Source organism: Brevundimonas sp. PWP3-1b1, from assembly GCF_049896065.1.
Classification (GTDB): domain Bacteria; phylum Pseudomonadota; class Alphaproteobacteria; order Caulobacterales; family Caulobacteraceae; genus Brevundimonas; species Brevundimonas intermedia_B.
In genome coordinates this window covers 380,425-399,224 of the sequence record NZ_JAFCTO010000001.1, presented here as the reverse complement: position 1 = coordinate 399,224, position 18,800 = coordinate 380,425, and the positions used below count along the sequence as shown (strand labels likewise).

General features: G+C 67.2%; 14 protein-coding genes. 8 read left to right on the top strand and 6 right to left on the bottom strand.

Translation table 11 applies throughout. The features are described from left to right. Nucleotides 1-36: 36 nt before the first annotated feature. The 6 genes from ACP69V_RS01935 to ACP69V_RS01910 form a co-directional block, all read right to left on the bottom strand. Entirely contained in the window at nt 37-810 is a 774-nt protein-coding gene (locus tag ACP69V_RS01935; protein WP_164952667.1) for an HAD family hydrolase, read from the bottom strand. 171 nt (nt 811-981) lie between these two features. Then, nucleotides 982-2,505, bottom strand: a complete 1,524-nt coding sequence (locus ACP69V_RS01930; protein WP_245159369.1) for a copper resistance protein B — start codon at nt 2,503-2,505, stop codon at nt 982-984. Continuing rightward, nucleotides 2,502-4,364, bottom strand: a complete 1,863-nt coding sequence (locus ACP69V_RS01925; RefSeq protein WP_112863189.1) for a copper resistance system multicopper oxidase — start codon at nt 4,362-4,364, stop codon at nt 2,502-2,504. The genes ACP69V_RS01930 and ACP69V_RS01925 overlap by 4 nt, the downstream gene beginning before the upstream one ends. Before the next feature lie 137 nt (nt 4,365-4,501). Beyond that, entirely contained in the window at nt 4,502-4,972 is a 471-nt protein-coding gene (locus ACP69V_RS01920; RefSeq protein WP_112863190.1) for a DUF305 domain-containing protein, read from the bottom strand. Nucleotides 4,973-5,027: 55 nt separating this feature from the next. Continuing rightward, nucleotides 5,028-5,708, bottom strand: coding sequence for a DUF305 domain-containing protein (locus tag ACP69V_RS01915; protein WP_426022430.1), 681 nt, complete (start codon nt 5,706-5,708; stop codon nt 5,028-5,030). Nucleotides 5,709-5,989: 281 nt separating this feature from the next. Continuing rightward, on the bottom strand, nt 5,990-8,344 hold the full coding sequence (locus ACP69V_RS01910; RefSeq protein ID WP_426022429.1) for a heavy metal translocating P-type ATPase: 2,355 nt from the start codon (nt 8,342-8,344) through the stop codon (nt 5,990-5,992). A 101-nt stretch (nt 8,345-8,445) separates the two neighbouring features. Here ACP69V_RS01910 and ACP69V_RS01905 point away from each other — a divergent pair, with 101 nt between their 5' ends. The 8 genes from ACP69V_RS01905 to ACP69V_RS01870 all read left to right on the top strand — a co-directional run bounded on the left by ACP69V_RS01905 (nt 8,446) and on the right by ACP69V_RS01870 (nt 18,787). Further along, nucleotides 8,446-8,721, top strand: coding sequence for a metal-sensitive transcriptional regulator (locus ACP69V_RS01905; protein WP_035308104.1), 276 nt, complete (start codon nt 8,446-8,448; stop codon nt 8,719-8,721). An 892-nt stretch (nt 8,722-9,613) separates the two neighbouring features. Next, a complete protein-coding gene (locus tag ACP69V_RS01900) occupies nt 9,614-10,738 on the top strand; it encodes an acyltransferase family protein (RefSeq protein ID WP_291537777.1) in 1,125 nt (374 codons plus the stop codon). A gap of 315 nt (nt 10,739-11,053) precedes the next feature. Beyond that, entirely contained in the window at nt 11,054-11,500 is a 447-nt protein-coding gene (locus ACP69V_RS01895) for a hypothetical protein (RefSeq protein WP_088582500.1), read from the top strand. A gap of 53 nt (nt 11,501-11,553) precedes the next feature. Next, entirely contained in the window at nt 11,554-12,870 is a 1,317-nt protein-coding gene (locus ACP69V_RS01890) for a TolC family protein (RefSeq protein WP_052004992.1), read from the top strand. Next, nucleotides 12,867-14,129, top strand: coding sequence for an efflux RND transporter periplasmic adaptor subunit (locus ACP69V_RS01885; RefSeq protein WP_035308110.1), 1,263 nt, complete (start codon nt 12,867-12,869; stop codon nt 14,127-14,129). The genes ACP69V_RS01890 and ACP69V_RS01885 overlap by 4 nt, the downstream gene beginning before the upstream one ends. A 14-nt stretch (nt 14,130-14,143) precedes the next feature. After that, nucleotides 14,144-17,332 carry an efflux RND transporter permease subunit gene (locus ACP69V_RS01880; protein WP_035308111.1) on the top strand — a complete coding sequence of 1,063 codons (3,189 nt, stop codon included), beginning with the start codon at nt 14,144-14,146 and terminating at the stop codon, nt 17,330-17,332. Beyond that, nucleotides 17,329-18,057 carry a HupE/UreJ family protein gene (locus ACP69V_RS01875; protein WP_035308114.1) on the top strand — a complete coding sequence of 243 codons (729 nt, stop codon included), beginning with the start codon at nt 17,329-17,331 and terminating at the stop codon, nt 18,055-18,057. The genes ACP69V_RS01880 and ACP69V_RS01875 overlap by 4 nt, the downstream gene beginning before the upstream one ends. 13 nt (nt 18,058-18,070) lie before the next feature. Then, nucleotides 18,071-18,787 carry a hypothetical protein gene (locus ACP69V_RS01870; RefSeq protein ID WP_035308115.1) on the top strand — a complete coding sequence of 239 codons (717 nt, stop codon included), beginning with the start codon at nt 18,071-18,073 and terminating at the stop codon, nt 18,785-18,787. Nucleotides 18,788-18,800 lie beyond the last annotated feature (13 nt).

Genomic DNA, 18,800 nt, shown 5'->3' with positions numbered 1-18,800 from the left:
CGGCTGACCCCTCGCGATGGTCTTTCAGCCCTGGGCTCAGTCGGCGCGCCGTGATCGCCGGCCGGCGCGATCCATCCGGCCGGGGGGCGAACTACGCTCCTGAAGGTGGGGCGCCAAGCTCGCCAATGTCCGGGTCACAACGTGGGCGTCGCCGAAACCGCGTCCTACAGCTTGGCCAGCCTCCGGGTCGTACAGAATGGTGAAACAGCCCAGCGCCTTGGCCGGGCGAATGTCCCATTCCAGACTGTCTCCGACGACACAGACCTCGGGCGGATCGACGTTCAAGGCGGCAAACACTCGCCTGAACGCGCCCGGATCGGGCTTGCCAACGCCGACCTCGCCTTCAATCTGGATATGATGGAAACGCGAAGCCAGACCGAAACGCTCGATCTTGGCGCGCTGCAGTGGACCGGCGCCGTTGGTGAGCAGCGCGAGCCGGTATCCAGCGTCCCGCAGTTGGACCAACACGGCGTCCGCCTTGGGTTCGAGCCGCATCTGCCGGTCGCGATGGAGGCTGAAGGCGTCGGCGATGCGCTCTGCGATCTCGGGAGATACCGTTGGACTACTGTCGCGCCGCAAGGCCTCGAAGGCTTTGGCTGCGATGACGCGCCGGGCCTGCTTCGGGTCTGCGCGGCCCACGGCGTGGCTGTCCGGATCGCTCCAGAAGGCCCGCCCCGCCTCCGTCAGGGCGCGCGCTGCAACGTCCGGAGCGAGGTCGCCAAGCTCGGTCTGGTATACCTGACAGACGCTGCGCCACGCCAGATCAGGGCGGCGATAGGCTGAGAGCAGGGTGTCATCCAGATCGATCACGACGGCCCGGATCCGCCGCCCCGCTGTCATTGGACAACACCGGGCCGGTCACCGGCCGGCGCAAGGCACAGGCTGTAGCGAGGCCCTGGCCCCGGCGGGGGCGTCCTGACAACCGACCCGTTGCGTGCCTGTGGGGGCGCCGGCGTCAAGACAAGACCCGCCGCCGCTTCGCTAGAACCACGCCCGAATGCCGACGACCAGCCGGGTGTCTTCCGAGCTTCGCCCGTCAGCTTCCAGGAAGTCCGCCGTATTGCCGAAGCTCTTGGTCCATTCGACGCCGACATAGGGTGCGAATTCCTTGCGGAACTCGTAGCGCAAGCGGGCCCCGATCTGGAGCGTCGACAGGCCGGACCCGATCCGGAGTTCGGGGATGTCCTCCGCCGACAGCACCACCTCGGCCCGGGGCTGCACGATCCAGCGATTGGTGATCCGCTGATCATATTCGGCCTCCGCCCTCGCCGTCAGTTCGCCCTTGTTGGACAGGAAGGCCGCCGCATCGACCTCGAACCAGTAGGGCGCCAGACCCTGAATGCCGACGACCAGATCGGTCCGGTCGCCCTCGGGCCGGTAGGTCTGCCGCAGGCCGGTCTGGAAGTCGAAGAAGGGCCGGAACGCCCGGCTGTAAAGGGCTTGGACCTCGGCTTCCTCGACCTCGCCGTCGAAGTCGCCCTCGACTTCCGACTTCCACCAGAAGCGGTTGATGTCGCCGCCGGTCCAGCCCTGCGCGTCCAGCGCGTAGCCTTCTTCGCCGTCTCCGAAACTCGCTTCGAGCTGGTCGATGATCACCGCGGTGGTCCGCACGTCGCCATTCTCGACGCGAAGCTGTTCGCGGGCCGCCGCCATCTCCGCGGGATCGAACAGGGTATCGGCGGCGTGAGCGGGGCCGCTGGTCGCCCCGGGCGGAAGGGGCATTTCCGGAGGGCGTCCCGGGTTGTCCGCGCTGGTCGGCACGTCGGGCGGCATCGCCATGGCCGACATGTCATGACCCGGGGGCATCTGCCCCATGGTCGACATGTCATGTCCCGCCGGCATGGCCGACGCGGGCGCGGTCTGCCGCATCGTTGACATGTCGTGCCCGGCGTGGGGATCCGGCTGAGCGGCGGCGGCCGGCTGCTGGCCGCTCTGCATGGTCGACATGTCATGTCCCGCCGGCATGGCCGGCGCCGGCGCGGTCTGGCCCATCGTCGACATGTCATGTCCGGCGTGGGGATCCGGCTGACCGGCGGCGGCCGGCCGCTGGCCGCTCTGCATGGTCGACATGTCGTGGCCCGCCGGCGTGGCCGGCGCGGGCGCGGTCTGCCGCATCGTCGACATGTCGTGCCCGGCGTGGGGATCCGGCTGACCGGCGGCGGCCGGCTGTTGGCCGCTCTGCATGGTCGACATGTCATGTCCCGCCGGCATGGCCGGCGCGGGCGCGGTCTGGCTCATCGTCGACATGTCGTGCCCGGCGTGGGGATCCGCCGACGCCGGCGCGCGCTCGGGCACGGCGCCGGTCGGGCAGACCGGCGCCCCGGGCGTTCCGACGCGGGACGGATCCGCCGTCGGCGCGCCGCGCCGGACGCAACCGGCGGGCAGCTGGACGGCGGTCTGGACGGCGTTAGCCGCCGCGCCGTGCCCGGCGTGGCTCTGGGCGAACACCGGGCCGGCCGAGGCCGCGAGGAGCAGAGGGACGAGACCCACGGACCGACGGATCATGACGAGGCTCCTGACATCGGGCGGACGGTGACGACGTTGAACATGCCCGCGTGCATGTGCATCAGCATGTGACAGTGGAAGGCCCAGTCCCCGGGATTGTCGGCGGTCAGGTCAAAGGTGACCTTGCCGCCGGGGAGAACGTTGACCGTATGCTTCAGCGGTTGGTGGCCCGCCGGTCCGCCGGTCACCAGTTCGAAGAAGTGGCCGTGCAGATGGATGGGGTGGGCCATCATGGTGTCGTTGACCAGGGTCACCCTCACCCGCTCGTTCCGCTCAAAGCGGATCGGCTCGACCAGTTCGCTGAACTTCCTCCCGTCGAAGCCCCACATGAACCGCTCCATGTTGCCGGTCAGGTGGATCTCCATGGTCCGCGACGGGGGACGCTGGTCCTTGTTGGGCGTCAGCGAGACCAGGTCGGTGTAGACCAGCACGCGGTGGGGTACGTCGGCCAGTCCCGTCGGGCGCTCGCCCATGCGGTTGGCCGGCGCCATGGCGATGGCGTCCACGCCGACCCCCACCGCCATGTCCGGCGGGGCGTTGGCGGGATCGCGCATGTTCATGCCGGCCATGGAGCCGTGGTCCATCCCGGTCATCGCACCCGTGGACTGGGGCGCCATGGCGCCGTGATCCATCCCGGCCATGGTGCCGCCGGAGGCGCCGGTCATGGCGCTATGATCCATCCCCGCCATGGCGCCGCCCGGCTGGCCCCCCATCGAGCCGTGGTCCATGCCGCCCATGCCGCCCATGTCCCCCATGCCCATGTCCTTCATGGTCAGGTTGGGAACCTCGCGGAGCGGCGGAACCTCGGCGGTCATCCCCAGGCGCGGAGCAAGGGTCGCCCGCCCCATGCCGGAACGGTCAATGGCTTCCGACACGATGGTGTAGGCCCGGTCCTCGGTCGGCCGGACGATAACGTCATAGGTCTCGGCGACGGAGATCTGGAACTCGTCGGTCTCGACCGGACGCACGTTCTCGCCGTCGGCCTGGACCACCGTCATCGGCAGGCCGGGGATGCGGACGTTGAAGATCGACATGGCCGAGGCGTTGATGATGCGCAGTCGCACCCGTTCGCCGGGTCGGAACAGGCCGGTCCAGTTCTCCTGCGGGCCGTGTCCATTGATCAGATAGGTGTAGGTCGTCCCATTCACGTCGAGGATGTCGCGCGGGTCCATCCGCATCTGGCCCCACATGCGCCGTTCTTCCAGGCTCATGCGGTCCTCGCCGGAGAAGAGGCCCGCCAGGGTCGTGCGCTGCCGGTTGAAGTAGCCGGGGCTCTTCTTCAGCTTGTCGAGGATTTCGTGCGGATGCATGAAACTCCAGTCCGACAGGACCAGCACATGCTCGCGGTCGTAGGCGACCGGATCGGCGCCGGCCGGATCGATGACGATCGGCCCGTAGTGGCCGAGCGCCTCCTGCAGGCCGGAGTGGCTGTGATACCAGAAGGTGCCGGACTGCCTGATCGGAAACTCGTAGACGAAGGTCTCGCGCGGCTTGATGCCTGGGAAGCTGATCCCGGGCACCCCGTCCATCTGGAAGGGTAGAAGAAACCCATGCCAGTGGATCGAGGTGTCTTCGTCCAGGGTGTTCGTCACCGCCAGACGGACGTTCTGGCCTTCGCGCAGCCGCAACACCGGCGCCGGCAGCACGCCGTTGATGGTCGTGGCCGTCGCGGTGCGCCCGTTCACGGTGAAGGGCGTCTGACCGATGGTCAGATCGATATTCGGCCCAGTCAGGGTAGGCAGGTCCGACCGCAGCCCCGGCGAGCCCGTCTGCGCCCAGGCGGGCATCAGGCCCTGCAAGGCGGCGAGACCGCCGCCCGCGACGGCGCCGCGCAGCAGCAGTCGACGATCCAGCTTCATAAGATACTCCTTAAAGTCAGAACCGCGCCTCGGCGAGGCGACGATCTATATGGTTTTACGCAGGCGACCCGGTCGCCCCTCGCGACACGCTGCCGCAGAGCCGACCGGGCCGGAAACTCCCGTCGCCTAGCGCTGGATCAGCGCCGCGCCAGAAGAGCCTTCATCTGGGCGATCTCCTGTTCCTGGGAGCGGACGATTTCCTCGCACAGACCGAGCACTTCCGGATCCGTCAGCGAGGCTTGCTGGCACATCAGGATGGCGCCGGAGTGGTGCGGGATCATCGAACGCAGGAACTCCGTGTCTCCCACCGCCGCCTGGGTCCGCATACCCCAGAAGCTGACCGCAAACACCAGGGCGGCAGCCCCGCCGATCAGCAGATTCGTCCGTTTCGACGGATACATCGACCGCATGAACACCAGCATGAGGATCGCCATAGGCGAGACCATCATCAGCGTCATGTAGACGTTGTTGAGGTTGAAATAGAAGTGATTGAGGGACGCGATCATCGTGTACATCACCAGGTACATGATGATGAAATCCAAGACGAGCTCGAAGCCGAAGGAACGGTAGCTCCCCTTCATGGCGTGCATGGTCTTCATGTTTTCCATCGATTGTTCTTCCTCTACTCGCAAATCTGCAACGGGACTTCTCGCCGACGCCGGATCATCCTGCGCTGGCGGGATGAGCCTCCAGCCAGGCGCGCAGCTCCGCGATGTCCGCGGTCTGCATCTCGATCGTCTTCTGCGCCATGCGCCGGATGTCGGCGTCCTGGCTTTCGCGCAGCACCACCTGGGCCATGTCGAGGGCGCCCTGGTGATGCGCGATCATCTTGCGAGCCCAGGTCTGGTCCGTGTCGACCCCGGTCGCGGCCATCATGGCCTCCATCATTTTCGCTTCGGCCGGCGCGAACGGCGGCTCACCGCCTCCGCCCGGCGCTGCCGCACCGGCTGCGGCCCCCACGTTTGTTTCGAGCCAACGCTGGAGCTCGGCGATGTCCCCGGTCTGCATCTCGACGGTCTTCTGCGCCATCCGGCGAATGTCGGCATCCCGCGTGTCGCGCAGCACGATCTGGGACATATCGAGGGCGCCTTGGTGATGGGGGATCATCTTGCGGGCCCATGCCTCTCCGGCGCTGGCTCCCGTCGCCGACCTCATGGCCTCGTGCATCCTCGCCTCGGCGGCGGAGAAGGACGTCTGCGCCATCGCCATGGGCTCCGGAGTCTGCGCCGACTCGTCGGCCTTGGAGGCCGCCGGCGGCTCGGCGGCCGGGCTGCACGCCGCCACGAGGAGAGCGGAACAGCCGGCGAGCAGAACGGACGAGCGTGTGAAGGTCAGGTTGAACATCGGGTGTCTCCGGCGTGGGGCGGCGCCGGCGAATCGGCCGGCGGCTAGTTGACGAAAGCGCCGCGGGGCGGCGGCGGGACGCGGACTTGAACCGGGATCTCGGCGCCGTTGCGCAACCGGACATGAACGCCAGTTAAATCCGGGTCCTCCGACACGGTTCCGCCTTGATCAAATATACCCGAACGCTGTTGGATCAGGCGAGGGATCGGCTGCCGGAGTGCGTAATGGCGCAAACGCCGGTCGTCGCCTTCTCCTGGCCCCGGTCCCCCATGCCGCCCCCGTTAAAGTCTGACCGCACGAAGCCGCAGCGCATTGCCGATGACGCTCACGGAGGACAGGGCCATCGCCAACGCCGCCAGAGCCGGCGACAGCAGGAGGCCAAAGATCGGGTACAGCAGCCCCGCCGCGACCGGGATGCCCAGGGCGTTGTACCCGAAGGCGAAGACGAGATTCTGGCGAATGTTGCTCATCACCGCCTTCGACAGCTTGCGGGCCCGGACGATGCCCTGGAGGTCGCCCCCCAGCAGGGTGACGCCGGCGCTCTCGATCGCCACGTCGGAACCTGCGCCCATGGCCACACCAACATCGGCGGCGGCCAGGGCCGGGGCATCGTTGACCCCGTCGCCAGCCATGGCGACGATCCGGCCCTCGGCGCGCAGCCGCTCGACGACCGCCGCCTTGTCCTGCGGCAGGACCTCGGCCTGGACGTCGTCTATGCCGAGCCGGCGCGCCACCGCCTCGGCCGTGGTCCGGTTATCCCCGGTCATCATCACCAGGCGCAGGCCCGCGGCCTTCAGATCGCGAATGGCCCCGGCGGTCGTCGCCTTGACCGGGTCGGCGATGCCGAGGACGCCGGCCGCGGCCCCGTCCACGGCCACGAAGATCGCGGTGGCGCCGTCCTGGCGTAGCGCCTCGGCCTCGGCCTCGAGGGCGGCGACATCGACGCCGATCTCGCCGAGGTAGCGGCCGTTGCCGAGCGCCACGCGGCGGCCGTCGACCACCCCGGTGACGCCACGCCCGACCGGGCTGTCGAACTCCGAGGCCTCCGACAGCGCGAGCTTGCGATCCGTCGCGGCGCGGACGACGGCGTCGGCCAGCGGATGTTCGCTGGCCCGCTCCAGACTGGCGGAGAGTCTCAGAAGCTCGGTCTCGTCGAACCCGGCGGCGGGCCGGATGGCCGTCACCGACGGTCGCCCCTCCGTCAGGGTACCGGTCTTGTCGAGCACCAAGGTGTCGACCTTTTCGAAACGCTCCAGCGCCTCGGCGTTCTTGATCAGCACCCCGGCGTGGGCGCCGCGCCCCACCCCGACCATGATCGAGATCGGCGTGGCCAGGCCCAGGGCGCAGGGACAGGCGATGATCAGCACCGACACCGCGGCGACGAGGGCGTAGGACAGGCGCGGCTCCGGACCGATCAGGCCCCAGACGACGGCGGCGAGAACCGCGATGGCGATCACGGCCGGCACGAACCAGCCGGACACCTTGTCGGCCAGCCGCTGGATCGGCGCGCGGCTGCGCTGGGCCTGGGCCACCATCTGGACGATCTGCGCCAGAAGGGTGTCGGCGCCCACCTTGTCGGCCCGCATCACGAACGAGCCGGTCTTGTTGAGCGATCCGGCGACGACCTTGTCGCCGACGTCCTTGGTCACCGGCATGGATTCACCCGTGACGAGGGACTCGTCGATGGTCACCCGACCGTCCAGAATCTCGCCATCGACCGCCACCTTCTCGCCGGGGCGGACGCGCAGCCGGTCTCCGACGGCGACCATGTCGAGCGTGACGTCCTCGTCGCCGCCGTCGTCACGGAGCCGCCGCGCGGTCTTGGGCGCCAAATCAAGCAGCGCCCGGATGGCGCCGGACGTCTGTTCGCGGGCGCGCAGCTCAAGAATCTGGCCCACCAGAACCAGGACGGTGATGATGGCCGCTGCCTCGAAATAGACCGGCGCGCTGCCGTCCATCCGGCGGACCGCCGCCGGGAACAGAGCCGGCGCCAGCACCGCGACCACGCTGTAGATCCAGGCCGCGCCGACGCCGATGGCGATCAGGGTGAACATGTTGAGGCTGCGGTTGCGGAGGGAAGCCCAGCCCCGCTGGAAGAACGGCCAGCCGGCCCACAGCACCACGGGCGTCGCCAGCGCGAACTGGATCCAGTTGGAGGTTTGGCCCGAAATCCGCATCGCCAGTCCGGTCAGATGGCCGCCCATCTCGAGCGCGAAGACGGGCAGGGTCAGGACCGCGGCAACCCAGAGGCGGCGGGTGAAGTCGATCAGTTCGTGATTGACCGGCGCCTCGGCGGTGACGGTCTCCGGCTCCAGCGCCATGCCGCAGATCGGGCAGGAGCCCGGGCCCTCCTGGCGCACCTCCGGATGCATCGGGCAGGTGTAGATGGCGCCCGGGATGACAGGCGCCGGTTGCCGGGCCTCGCCGAGATAGCGGTCCGGATCGGCGATGAATTTGGTCCGGCAGCCCGCCGAACAGAAGAAATAGTGCTGGCCGTCGTGGACGGCCCGATGCGCCGCGGTCGCGGGATCGACGGTCATGCCGCAGACCGGATCGACCGCCTTCGCGCCGCCGTCGGCCGATTTGGCCGAACAGCAGCTGTGACCGGCCGGATGCGAATGGGAGGGCATGGACATGGCGGGCTCCTTGAAACAGCTGGACGCCAGATATACCCTATGGGGGTATCGCGCAAGGCGCTGTCCTGGGGTAGGGTCGAACGGTCAGAACGAGGAATTGGATGCAGACGGAAACCAAACCCAAGGTGTTGAACCGCCTGAACCGGATCGAGGGCCAGGTTCGCGGCATCGCCCGGATGGTCGAGGAGGACCGCTACTGCGTGGAGGTCCTCACCCAGCTCCAGGCCGTGCGGGCCGCCCTGCTGCGCGTCGAGAGGGAGGTGCTGAAAGACCACCTCGACCATTGCGTCATGGGGGCGATGACCGGCGACGATCTCTCCGATCGCAAGGCCAAGGCCACAGAACTGATCAACCTTCTCGGACGCGCATCGCGCTAGCGCAGGATATTTCCCTAGACGGCCTGTCGGATTGGTTCGGCGAGCGTCCTAAAATATCCTCTCGGGTAGTAGGGCCGATCGGACACGCCGATCTGGCCTGTCCGGGGGCGTGTGGGCCCCGGACCGGAACTTGCCCAAGAGATGATCCCACAGGCTGATGAACAGGCCGAAAAACCCACGGAGAATCACGGGCGCATAGCGAAGACGTGGAGCCTGCATCTGCGCCTAGGCCAGGACCTTGAGGCGCCGACCGACCAGGCCCCACGGGCGACGGCTCCGGGCGCCGGGTCCTCAGACGGCTTGAGAAGCACCCCTTCAAGGCGTGGATCCAGCTTATACGCCTTGACGCCGAGCCGTTCTCTGAAGCCCGCCACGATGCGGTCCGGCTGGGCCTCAGGGCTCGACAGGGCCGTCAGGGAGGGCGGAATGACGAGGCGAGGGCCGGCCCGATCAGCGCCAGAAAGCCCGATGACGATCGCCTGACGGCTCGGGGCGCGACGGTCGTCCAGAACCACGCGGGCCGAGCCCGCGCGAGCCACGGTCAGCTGGATTGCGACATGGGCGTGGGCGACGTGGTCTTCGTGCGGGCCCGCATGGGCGGCCGATCCATCGCCCATGGAGAAAACCGCGCTCGATGAGATCCAGGCCATCGTTCACCATGGCCGCGCCGGTCTGTGGGCTGAGCCGGTGGCGCGCGTCATCGCGCCTTCCGATGAAAACCTGCAAGCCGATCGCCATGAGCCCGCGAGCGGCGCAGGATCAGATCATGGCCTTTTCTCCAGCGCGGCAGGCCTGATCCCCAGATGCGACAGAATGAGGGATGGAGGCGACCGATGCGTAGACCAATTAAGCGGTCCGTCCTGTGCCGCCTGCCTTTGGGGGGCCATCGTTCATGACGTCCGTTTCTCCGACTCACGAAGGCTACCCGGCTGATCTGATGGCCCTGACCAGCCTGCGGGCCTTCCTGGCCATGGGCGTGGTGCTGTTCCACTACCAGCTTCAGTGGGATCCGGCCCTCGGCTACAGCCCGATCATCGAGCGAAGCCGGCTGGCGGTCGACGCCTTCTTCATGCTGTCGGGCTTCATTCTGGCCCACGTCTACGGCCCCGCTTTCGCCGCAGGAACATTCAGCTACAGGCGCTTCCTCGTGGCCCGCTTGGCTCGGCTCTATCCCCTCCATCTGGCGATTTTGGGCGGTGTTCTGATCATGGTGCTCGGAGCTTCAATCTCTGGCGTTCCGTTCGATCTCTCGACCTATACGACAGAGGGCTTCTTCAAGACCCTGTTCCTGGTGCAGGCGTGGTTTCCAAGCGAAATCGGATACAATTGGAGCGGCCCGTCCTGGTCGCTCTCGGCGGAATGGTTCGCCTATCTGCTGTTCCCGGCCTACGCCCTTCTCTCGATCCGGATGAGACATCGTCCTTGGTTCCTGCTCGGCTTGGGCATCGTCAGCTATGTTGTCATCGACGCGGCCTACGTCTCAACCTTCGGCAAGGTTCTGCCTCGGGCCGAGGACGACATGGGCATCTTGCGCATAGCGCCGGCCTTTCTGATCGGCATGGCGCTCTACGGCTTGGGCCATCGCTGGCGCTGGAGCCGGCCCGTCGCCATCGCCGCCGCCCTGGCTGCTACCCTCGTGTTGCTCGGCGCTATGCAGCTGTCGTTGGACGACCGGATCATCGTCGCCCTCTCAGCCCCCGTTATCCTGACCTGGTCCCTGCTCGCACGCGCGGACTGCGAGGGGCCTCTCGCCGCCCCTGCGCTGGTTTTCGCCGGTGAAGCCTCCTTCGCCCTCTATCTCGTGCACATGCCCGTCCTCGTCGCCTTCAAGGGCGTGGTCGCCGAACTGCGCGGCATCGACAGCGCCTTCCGCATCACGCCAGTCGAACTGGCAGGGTTGTTCGTCGTCACGGCGCTGATCGCGGCGGCCCTGCATCTGCTCGTTGAGAAACCTGGGCGAACCTGGATCCGACGCCGGTTCGAAAGCCGGCGAGCCCGGCCCGCAGCGCCGGCCTGACCCCGGGCCACGAGACGTGGGTACTGCCTCGGCGTCGGTCAATCCCGACCGGTCGGCGCCGCACTGGCGCCGCAGCGACCCGCAGCCCACCAAGAAAACATTTTGAGAATGATAGTGAGTCACTCCCATGCCGCCCCTTACCACGACTGGCGGATCGATCAATGTTCGCATCGTCGCAGCCGTCAACGGAGCTCCCGACCTCCGCCATCACGTATCCACCTGAAGGACGAATCCTAGCCATATCGTGATGCGGCAACCTCGACCGTTGCCATTGGGATCGGGTCGCACTATGGCGGATGAAGGAGCCGTTCAATCTTGTCTCGCCTGTTTCGCACCATTTGCGTCAGCCTGTGCGCCGCCCTCGTGGCGACGTTGAGCCTGCATGGGGTTCAGGAAGGGCGGCACCAGATTGCCCATGCGTCGGATTGGCCGGCAGTCGCGATCGGCCACGGTGATCACGCAGAGATCGCGGACGTCGATCATGGCTCGCTGCACGTCCATATCGCCCCCGACGCGCCGGCCGAGGATCCACTGGATCAAGCCGAAGACGGCGAAGACGAGGGCGAGGCCGGGCGTCCAGCAAGCCATCACCACCATACGAGCGGCGACAGCCACACCGCCATCCCGATCCTCAACCGCGATCTGAGCCCCCTCGTCGCCATGAACGCCGTGCTGATCCAGCCGGCGGGCGATGGCGCACGTCCGGCCCACGACGGCGACGGGCCTGAATACCCTCCCAGACGGACGCGCACGATCATCTGATCCGACGCGGCCAATCGGTCGCGCGTGCACCCCCGTTTCCCGGAGAGAATCCCTTGAAGACCCCATCGTCCGGCATTGCCGGGCCGTGGGCGCGACTGACGGCCGTGTCGGCCCTCGCGCTCATTCTGGCGGCCTCGCTGCCGCCGACCCTTGCTGTCGCACAGGATGCGGCGGCCACGTCCACCGCGCCTGTACTGTCGCTGGACGAGGCGCTGCGTCGAGCCGCCCTGGTCGATCCCTCACTGGCACCGACCCAGGCCCGGCGACAGGCGTCGCGGGCAGCCGTGCGTCAGGCGGACGTTCGTCCCAACCCCACGCTTGGGGTGATGGTCGAGAACTTTCCGACCATCGGCGGAGGCGACCTGTTCCGTCGGACCGAGACCACGCTCACAGTCGAGCAACGGTTCGAGCGGGGCGGTGACAGGTCCGCCCGTGTCTCTCTCGCCGAAGCCGAAGGGCTGCTGGTCGACGCCACCGCGCGCATTCGCCAGTTGGACCGGCTCGAACAGGTGCAGCGCGCCTGGGCGGAAGCTCTGGCGGCTCAGGCCGAGTTGGAGATCGCCCGCGAGCGCCTTGACCTCGCCGAACGGTTCCAGACCGAGGTCGGTCGCCGCGTGGACATGGCGCGCGATCCTCTGTTCGCCGGGGCGCGCGCCGAGGCCGAACTGGCTCAGGCCCAGATCGACTTCGATCAGGCCGGGATTACCGTCCGGGTCGCCAACATTTCGCTGGCCCGGTTCTGGGATGGGTCATCGGACTTCACCCTTGGCGCCGAGACCTTCGCCGACACCCGGTCGGCGCTCGACGTCACGGATGGGGTCGCCCAGGCGGACCTGGACATCTTCGTCGCACAGCGCGACATCGCCGTCGCCCGGGTGGCGGTGGAGACGGCCCGCGCCCGGTCGGACGCCACGGTCAGCGCCGGCGTCCGTCACTTCGGGGACGGCAACGACCTCGGCTTTGTCGTCGGCGCGTCGATTCCCCTTGGTCGCTACGACCAGAACCTCGGGGCCATCGACCGCGCCCGAGCGGAGGGGCTGGCCGCCGAGGGTGATCTCGCCGCCGCCCGCATCGACCGTGAACGTGAGATCGCGCGCCTGCAGGTTCAGGTCATGGCCCGAGCCAGCGAAGCTCGCAGGATCGGGCAGGAAACCCTTCCCCAGGCCGAGCGCGCCGTCGTTCTGGTGCGCGACGGCTTCAACAGGGGCGGCTTCACCTACAACGACGTCATCTCCGCCCAGACCGCCCTGCTGCAGACCCGCGCCCGCCGCGTCGCGGTGCTCAAGCAATTCCATATCGATCGCGCCCGCCTCGACAGACTGACCGGCGCGCACGGCGCCCTGATCCTCGCCCTGGAGACTCAACCATGATCCGCCTGACACCTTCGCGGCGCTGGCTCGTTGCGTCCGCGATCGTCCTCGCCTTCGCCGCCGCCGCTTGCGGAGACAAGCCCGCCGAAAAGGCAGGCGAAAACGGCGAGGCTGCCGCCGCCGACTATGAGCGTGGCCCTCACCGAGGCCGGATGCTCCGCGACGGAGACTTCGCCCTTGAGATCACCATCTTCGAGGAAGGACCAGAGCCCCTGTTCCGGCTCTATCCCTATCTGAAGGACAAGCCGCTCGATCCACGTCAGGTCCAGGCGACCATGGCCCTGACCCGTCTCGGGCCGAAGGTCGATCGGTTCACCTTCATCCCGACCGAGGACTATCTCGCCAGCCCCGGTGTCGTCTCCGAGCCGCACTCCTTCGACGTGGCGGTCGCGGCGACCCAGAACGGCAAGCGATCGACCTGGGCCTACCAGTCCTATGAGGGTCGCACCGTCATCTCAGCCGACGCCGCCCGCGCCGGTGGCGTCACCACGCAGCGCGCCGGTTCCGCAGTCCTGGGCGAGTCTCTGCCGTTGAGCGGTCGGGTCGAGATCACGCCTGAGGGCCAGAGCGATGTCTTCGCCCGCTATCCGGGTCGGGTGATGGCGTTGAACGTCGAACTGGGCCAGCGCGTATCGCGAGGCCAGGTTGTGGCGCGGGTCGAGTCCAGCGAGAGCCTCCAGACCTATTCCGTCACCGCGCCGATCTCCGGCGTCATCATGGCCAAGAACGTCAACGCCGGGGCCATCACCGGCGCGGGCGGCGAGCCGATGCTGGTGATCGGCGACCCAACCCGCCTCCATGCCGAGTTCGCCCTCTATCCGCGCGATGCAGAACGTGTCCGCCGGGGCCAGCGGGTCGAGGTCACCAGTCTGGCAGGTGACCACCGTTTCAATGGCGTCATCGAAACCATCCTGCCCGGCTCTGATCCGATGAGCCAGACCCTGATCGCCCATGTCGAACTGGCCTATCAGGGCGGCGTCTGGCGGCCGGGCCTGGGAGTACAGGGCACCGTTCAGGTCGGTGAGGGTGCAGTGCCTCTCGCCGTCCAGACCAAGGCCATCCAGCCGTTCCGCGATTTCCAGGTCGTCTACGCCAAGGTCGGCAACACCTATGAGGTGCGGATGCTCGAACTGGGCCGAAGGACCGACGAGTGGACCGAGGTGCTTGGCGGGCTCGAACCCCGAACCGAATACGTCGTGGACGGCGCCTTCCTCATTCGCGCGGACATCGAAAAGTCCGGCGCGAGCCATGATCACTAGGGGGCGCGAGAACCATGCTTGCACGCATCATCGCCCTGTCGATCCGCTTCCGATGGGCGGTCATGGGGCTCGTCCTCCTGGCCTGCGCCATCGGCGTCTGGAGCTTCCAGCGCCTGCCGATCGACGCCACTCCGGACATCACCAACGTCCAGATTCAGATCAACACCGAAGCCCCCGGCTATTCGCCGCTGGAGGCCGAACAGCGCATCACCTTCCCCGTCGAGACCGCCGTCGCAGGCGTTCCGGGCCTTCAATACACCCGCTCGGTTTCGCGATACGGGTTGAGCCAGGTGACCGTCATCTTCGACGACGGCACCGACATCTATTTCGCACGCCAACTGGTGAATGAGCGCCTCCAAAGCGCCCTCGGTCAGCTTCCCCCCGGCGTCACCCCTGAACTTGGCCCTATCGCCACCGGCCTCGGGGAGATCTTCATGTATACGGTCGAGGCCGAGCCGGGTGCACGACGTCCCGACGGCCAGCCCTATACGACCGAAGACCTGCGCACGCTTCAGGACTGGGTCATCCGGCCCCAGCTTCGCAACACGCGCGGTGTCACCGAGGTCAACACCGTCGGCGGCTACGAGCGTCAGTATCACGTCACACCCGATCCGCAGCGGCTGGCGGCCTACGGGGTGACCATGGCCGAGGTGGTCGAAGCGCTGGACAACAACAACGCCAACGTCGGCGCGGGCTATGTCGAGCGCTTCGGCGAACAGTATCTGATCCGGGTGCCGGGGCAGGCTTCGACGAGTGAAGACCTGGGCAACATCGTGATCGCCACGCGTGGGGGCGTTCCGATCCGCATCCTGGACGTCGCCGACATCGGAATGGGCCAGGAACTTCGCACCGGCGCCGCGACCGAGAACGGCAAGGAGACGGTCCTTGCGACGGTTCTCATGCTGGCTGGCGAGAACAGCCGTATCGTCGCCCAGGCCGCCGCCGCCAGCCTGCAGGAAGCCGCCAAGGCCCTGCCGCCCGGTGTCGTCGCCACGCCGGTCTACGACCGCACCGAACTGGTGGAACGCGCCATCCACACCGTCGAAAAGAACCTCGTCGAGGGCGCCCTGCTGGTCATCGTCGTGCTGTTCCTGCTGCTCGGCAACATCCGCGCGGCCCTGATCACGGCGGCGGTCATTCCCGTCACCATGCTGATGACCATCACCGGCATGGTGCGGACCGGAACCTCCGGCAATCTGATGAGCCTCGGCGCGCTCGACTTCGGCCTGATCGTGGACGGCGCCGTCATCATCGTCGAGAACTGCCTCAGGCGCTACGGCGAGGCCCAGCATCGCCTGGGTCGTATCCTGACCCGCGAGGAACGGTTCGATCTGGCGGCGACCGCCTCCAGCGAGGTAATCCGGCCCTCGCTATTCGGGGTCATGATCATCACCCTGGTCTATGTCCCCATCTTCGCCCTGACCGGGGTGGAGGGGAAGACCTTCCACCCGATGGCGATCACCGTCGTCATCGCCCTGACGGCAGCGCTCCTGCTGTCCCTGACCTTCGTACCCGCCGCCGTCGCCATGTTCGTCACCGGCAAGGTCGAGGAGAAGGACAGCTTCCTGATGCGCTGGGCCCGGGTGGGTTATCAGCCGGCGCTCGACTTCGCGCTCAGGACCCGCAGCCTGATGATCGGCATTGCGGTCGTGCTGGTGCTGCTCGCCGGGTTCGGGGCGTCGCGGATGGGCTCGGAGTTCGTGCCCAATCTCGACGAAGGCGACATCGCCATGCACGCCCTGCGCATCCCGGGCACCAGCCTGACCCAGGCCGTGCAGATGCAGACTGCGTTGGAAGCCCGCATCGCCCGCTTCCCCGAGGTGGAGCGGGTCGTGGCCAAGATCGGCACCGCCGAGGTCGCCACCGATCCGGTGCCGCCCTCGGTCGCCGACACCTTCATCATGCTGAAGGACAGGAAGGATTGGCCGAACCCTCGCAAGTCTCGCGGCGACCTCGTCGCCGAGATGGAAGAGGCCGTGAATGAGATTCCCGGCAGCAAATACGAGTTCACCCAGCCGATCCAGATGCGGTTCAACGAACTGCTGAGCGGGGTGCGGGCCGACGTCGCCATCAAGGTCTATGGCGACGATCTCGACGAACTGCTGCGCCTCGGCGCCGAGATCGAAGCCATCGTGGCCTCGGTGGACGGGGCCGCCGATCCCCAGACCGAACAGATCACCGGCCTGCCGGTGCTCCAGATCACACCCAACCGACCCGCCATGGCGCGCCTTGGCCTGAGCATCGAAGACGTCCAGTCGGTTATCTCCACCTCGATGGGCGGCACGACCGCCGGGCAAATCTTCGAGGGTGACCGTCGTTTCGACGTCGTTGTCCGCCTGCCCGAGCGTCTGCGCGCCGACACCAACGCCATCGGTCGTCTCCAGGTCCCGCTCCCGGCGGGCGAAGGACAGCCGCGTCAGTTCGTGCCCCTGAATGAGGTCGCCACGATCGAACTCACAAAGGGTCCGAACCAGATCAGCCGAGAGAACGGCAAACGCCGCATCGTGACCACGGCCAATGTCCGCGACCGCGACCTGGGTTCGTTCATCCGCGAGGTTCAGGACCGGGTCGATGCTGAGGTCGCCATACCGGCCGGCTATTGGGTCACCTATGGCGGAACGTTCGAGCAGTTGATCTCGGCCGCCAAACGATTGCAACTCGTGGTTCCCGCGGTGTTGCTGCTGATCTTCGGCCTGCTGTTCGCCTTGTTCCGCTCGGTCAAGGACTCGGCCATCGTTTTCTCCGGCGTGCCTCTGGCCCTGACCGGAGGGGTGGCCGCCCTGATGCTGCGTGGGCTGCCTCTGTCGATCTCGGCGGGGGTCGGATTCATCGCCCTGTCCGGGGTCGCCGTGCTCAACGGTGTCGTCATGGTCACCTTCATCCGCAGCTTGATCGCCGAAGGGAAGCCTCTTGGCGAGGCAATCCGGGAGGGGGCGCTGACCCGTCTTCGCCCGGTGCTGATGACGGCGCTCGTCGCCAGCCTCGGCTTCGTGCCCATGGCCTTGAACGTCGGAGCCGGCGCCGAGGTCCAGCGCCCGCTGGCCACGGTCGTCATCGGCGGGATCATCTCCTCGACCCTGCTGACCCTGCTCGTGCTCCCCGCCCTCTACAGCCTCGTCCACGGCCGCCCGTCTTCGCCGAACGGCGTCAGACGGTCGTGGCGTGAGCGGCTTCCCTTCGCATACTCCCGGAGGACTTCATGAACCCGCGTCTCCAGCGCGCGACCGCCTGGTTGCGAACGCCCATCGGCCTGCTGAGCGCAGGCCTGTTGGTGCTCTTCCTCAACGGCCTGTTCACCGCCACCCTGGCGCACGGGGTGGCGGCAGGGGACAAGGGCTACATCCAGGAGACGTCCGGCATCGTCTTCTGGCCCTTCGTCTATCTGGGGGCCAAGCACATGGTCACCGGTTACGACCATCTGCTGTTCCTGTTCGGGGTGATCTTCTACCTCTACCGCCTCAAGGATATCAGCCTCTACGTCACCATGTTCGCCGTCGGGCATTCGACGACCCTGCTGCTGGGCGTGATGCTGAACGTCAACGTCTCCAGTTATCTGATCGACGCCATCATCGGCCTGTCCGTCGTCTACAAGGCGCTCGACAACATGGGGGCCTACCGACGCTGGTTCGGTGTCCAGCCGGACGCCAGGGCCGCGACCCTGGCGTTCGGTCTGTTCCACGGCCTGGGTCTGGCGACCAAACTGCAGGACTTCCAGCTGTCTTCCGACGGCCTCTTGGTCAACCTGATCGCCTTCAACATCGGCGTGGAGATCGGCCAGCTTCTGGCGCTCGGAGCCATCCTGATCGCCATGGGATTCTGGCGCCGGACCGCCAGCTTCGGGCGCCACGCCTATCTGGCCAACGTCATCCTCATGATCCTCGGTTTCATCCTGACGGGCTATCAGCTCGTCGGCTTCTTCGTCGCCTGACGGGAGACCTTCCATGCAAAATCTCAATCAACCCGATCCCGCCGAACTGCCGTCGACGGCCAAGCTGCTCAAGTCTACCGGCGTCGCCGTCGTCATCGCCTCGGCCCTGCTGGTCACCGTGGTCCTTCCAGCCGAGTACGGCGTCGATCCTACCCGCATCGGCTCGGTCTTCGGGCTGACCGAGATGGGCCGGATCAAGCGCCAACTCGCCGTTGAAGCTGCGGCTGAAGCGGCCTCAACGGCGGCGGTCATTACATCCACGAGGACCGCGCCTGCCTTGCCGGCAGCCGCACCAGTGGGCTCACCAGACACCGCAACTCAGGAGCCGGCCAGGTCTGCCAAGACCGAAGCCGTCCCGCCAGCGGTCACGACCCAGACGGCAGCCGCAGCTACGACAACCAATGGCGCATCGGCGGGTCGCAGCCATCGCACGTCCCTGACCCTTGAGCCTGACGAGGGGGCCGAGATCAAAATGGCCATGGGGGACGGCGCGAAGGCGAACTTCACCTGGTCCACCAGTGGCCCGGCGGTGAACTATGACACCCATGGTGACGGCCAAGGGATCACCTATCACGGCTATAGCAAGGGAACCTCCGCCCGCGAGACGGGGGTGCTAACGGCCGCTTTCGCGGGTCATCACGGCTGGTTCTGGCGTAACCGCAGCGGCGAGCGTGTCACCATCACGCTTCAAACCTCGGGCGACTACGAGAGCGTCGATTTCGTCGACTGAGGCTTACGGTCGG

Bases quoted from the DNA above. Each gene is read 5' to 3' on its own strand.
- ACP69V_RS01925 (WP_112863189.1), bottom strand. From the start codon at position 4,364: ATGAAGCTGGATCGTCGACTGCTGCTGCGCGGCGCCGTCGCGGGCGGC.
- ACP69V_RS01920 (WP_112863190.1), bottom strand. From the start codon at position 4,972: ATGGAAAACATGAAGACCATGCACGCCATGAAGGGGAGCTACCGTTCC.
- ACP69V_RS01930 (WP_245159369.1), bottom strand. From the start codon at position 2,505: ATGATCCGTCGGTCCGTGGGTCTCGTCCCTCTGCTCCTCGCGGCCTCG.
- ACP69V_RS01910 (WP_426022429.1), bottom strand. From the start codon at position 8,344: ATGTCCATGCCCTCCCATTCGCATCCGGCCGGTCACAGCTGCTGTTCG.
- ACP69V_RS01915 (WP_426022430.1), bottom strand. From the start codon at position 5,708: ATGTTCAACCTGACCTTCACACGCTCGTCCGTTCTGCTCGCCGGCTGT.
- ACP69V_RS01905 (WP_035308104.1), top strand. From the start codon at position 8,446: ATGCAGACGGAAACCAAACCCAAGGTGTTGAACCGCCTGAACCGGATC.
- ACP69V_RS01885 (WP_035308110.1), top strand. From the start codon at position 12,867: ATGATCCGCCTGACACCTTCGCGGCGCTGGCTCGTTGCGTCCGCGATC.
- ACP69V_RS01900 (WP_291537777.1), top strand. From the start codon at position 9,614: ATGACGTCCGTTTCTCCGACTCACGAAGGCTACCCGGCTGATCTGATG.
- ACP69V_RS01880 (WP_035308111.1), top strand. From the start codon at position 14,144: ATGCTTGCACGCATCATCGCCCTGTCGATCCGCTTCCGATGGGCGGTC.
- ACP69V_RS01870 (WP_035308115.1), top strand. From the start codon at position 18,071: ATGCAAAATCTCAATCAACCCGATCCCGCCGAACTGCCGTCGACGGCC.
- ACP69V_RS01875 (WP_035308114.1), top strand. From the start codon at position 17,329: ATGAACCCGCGTCTCCAGCGCGCGACCGCCTGGTTGCGAACGCCCATC.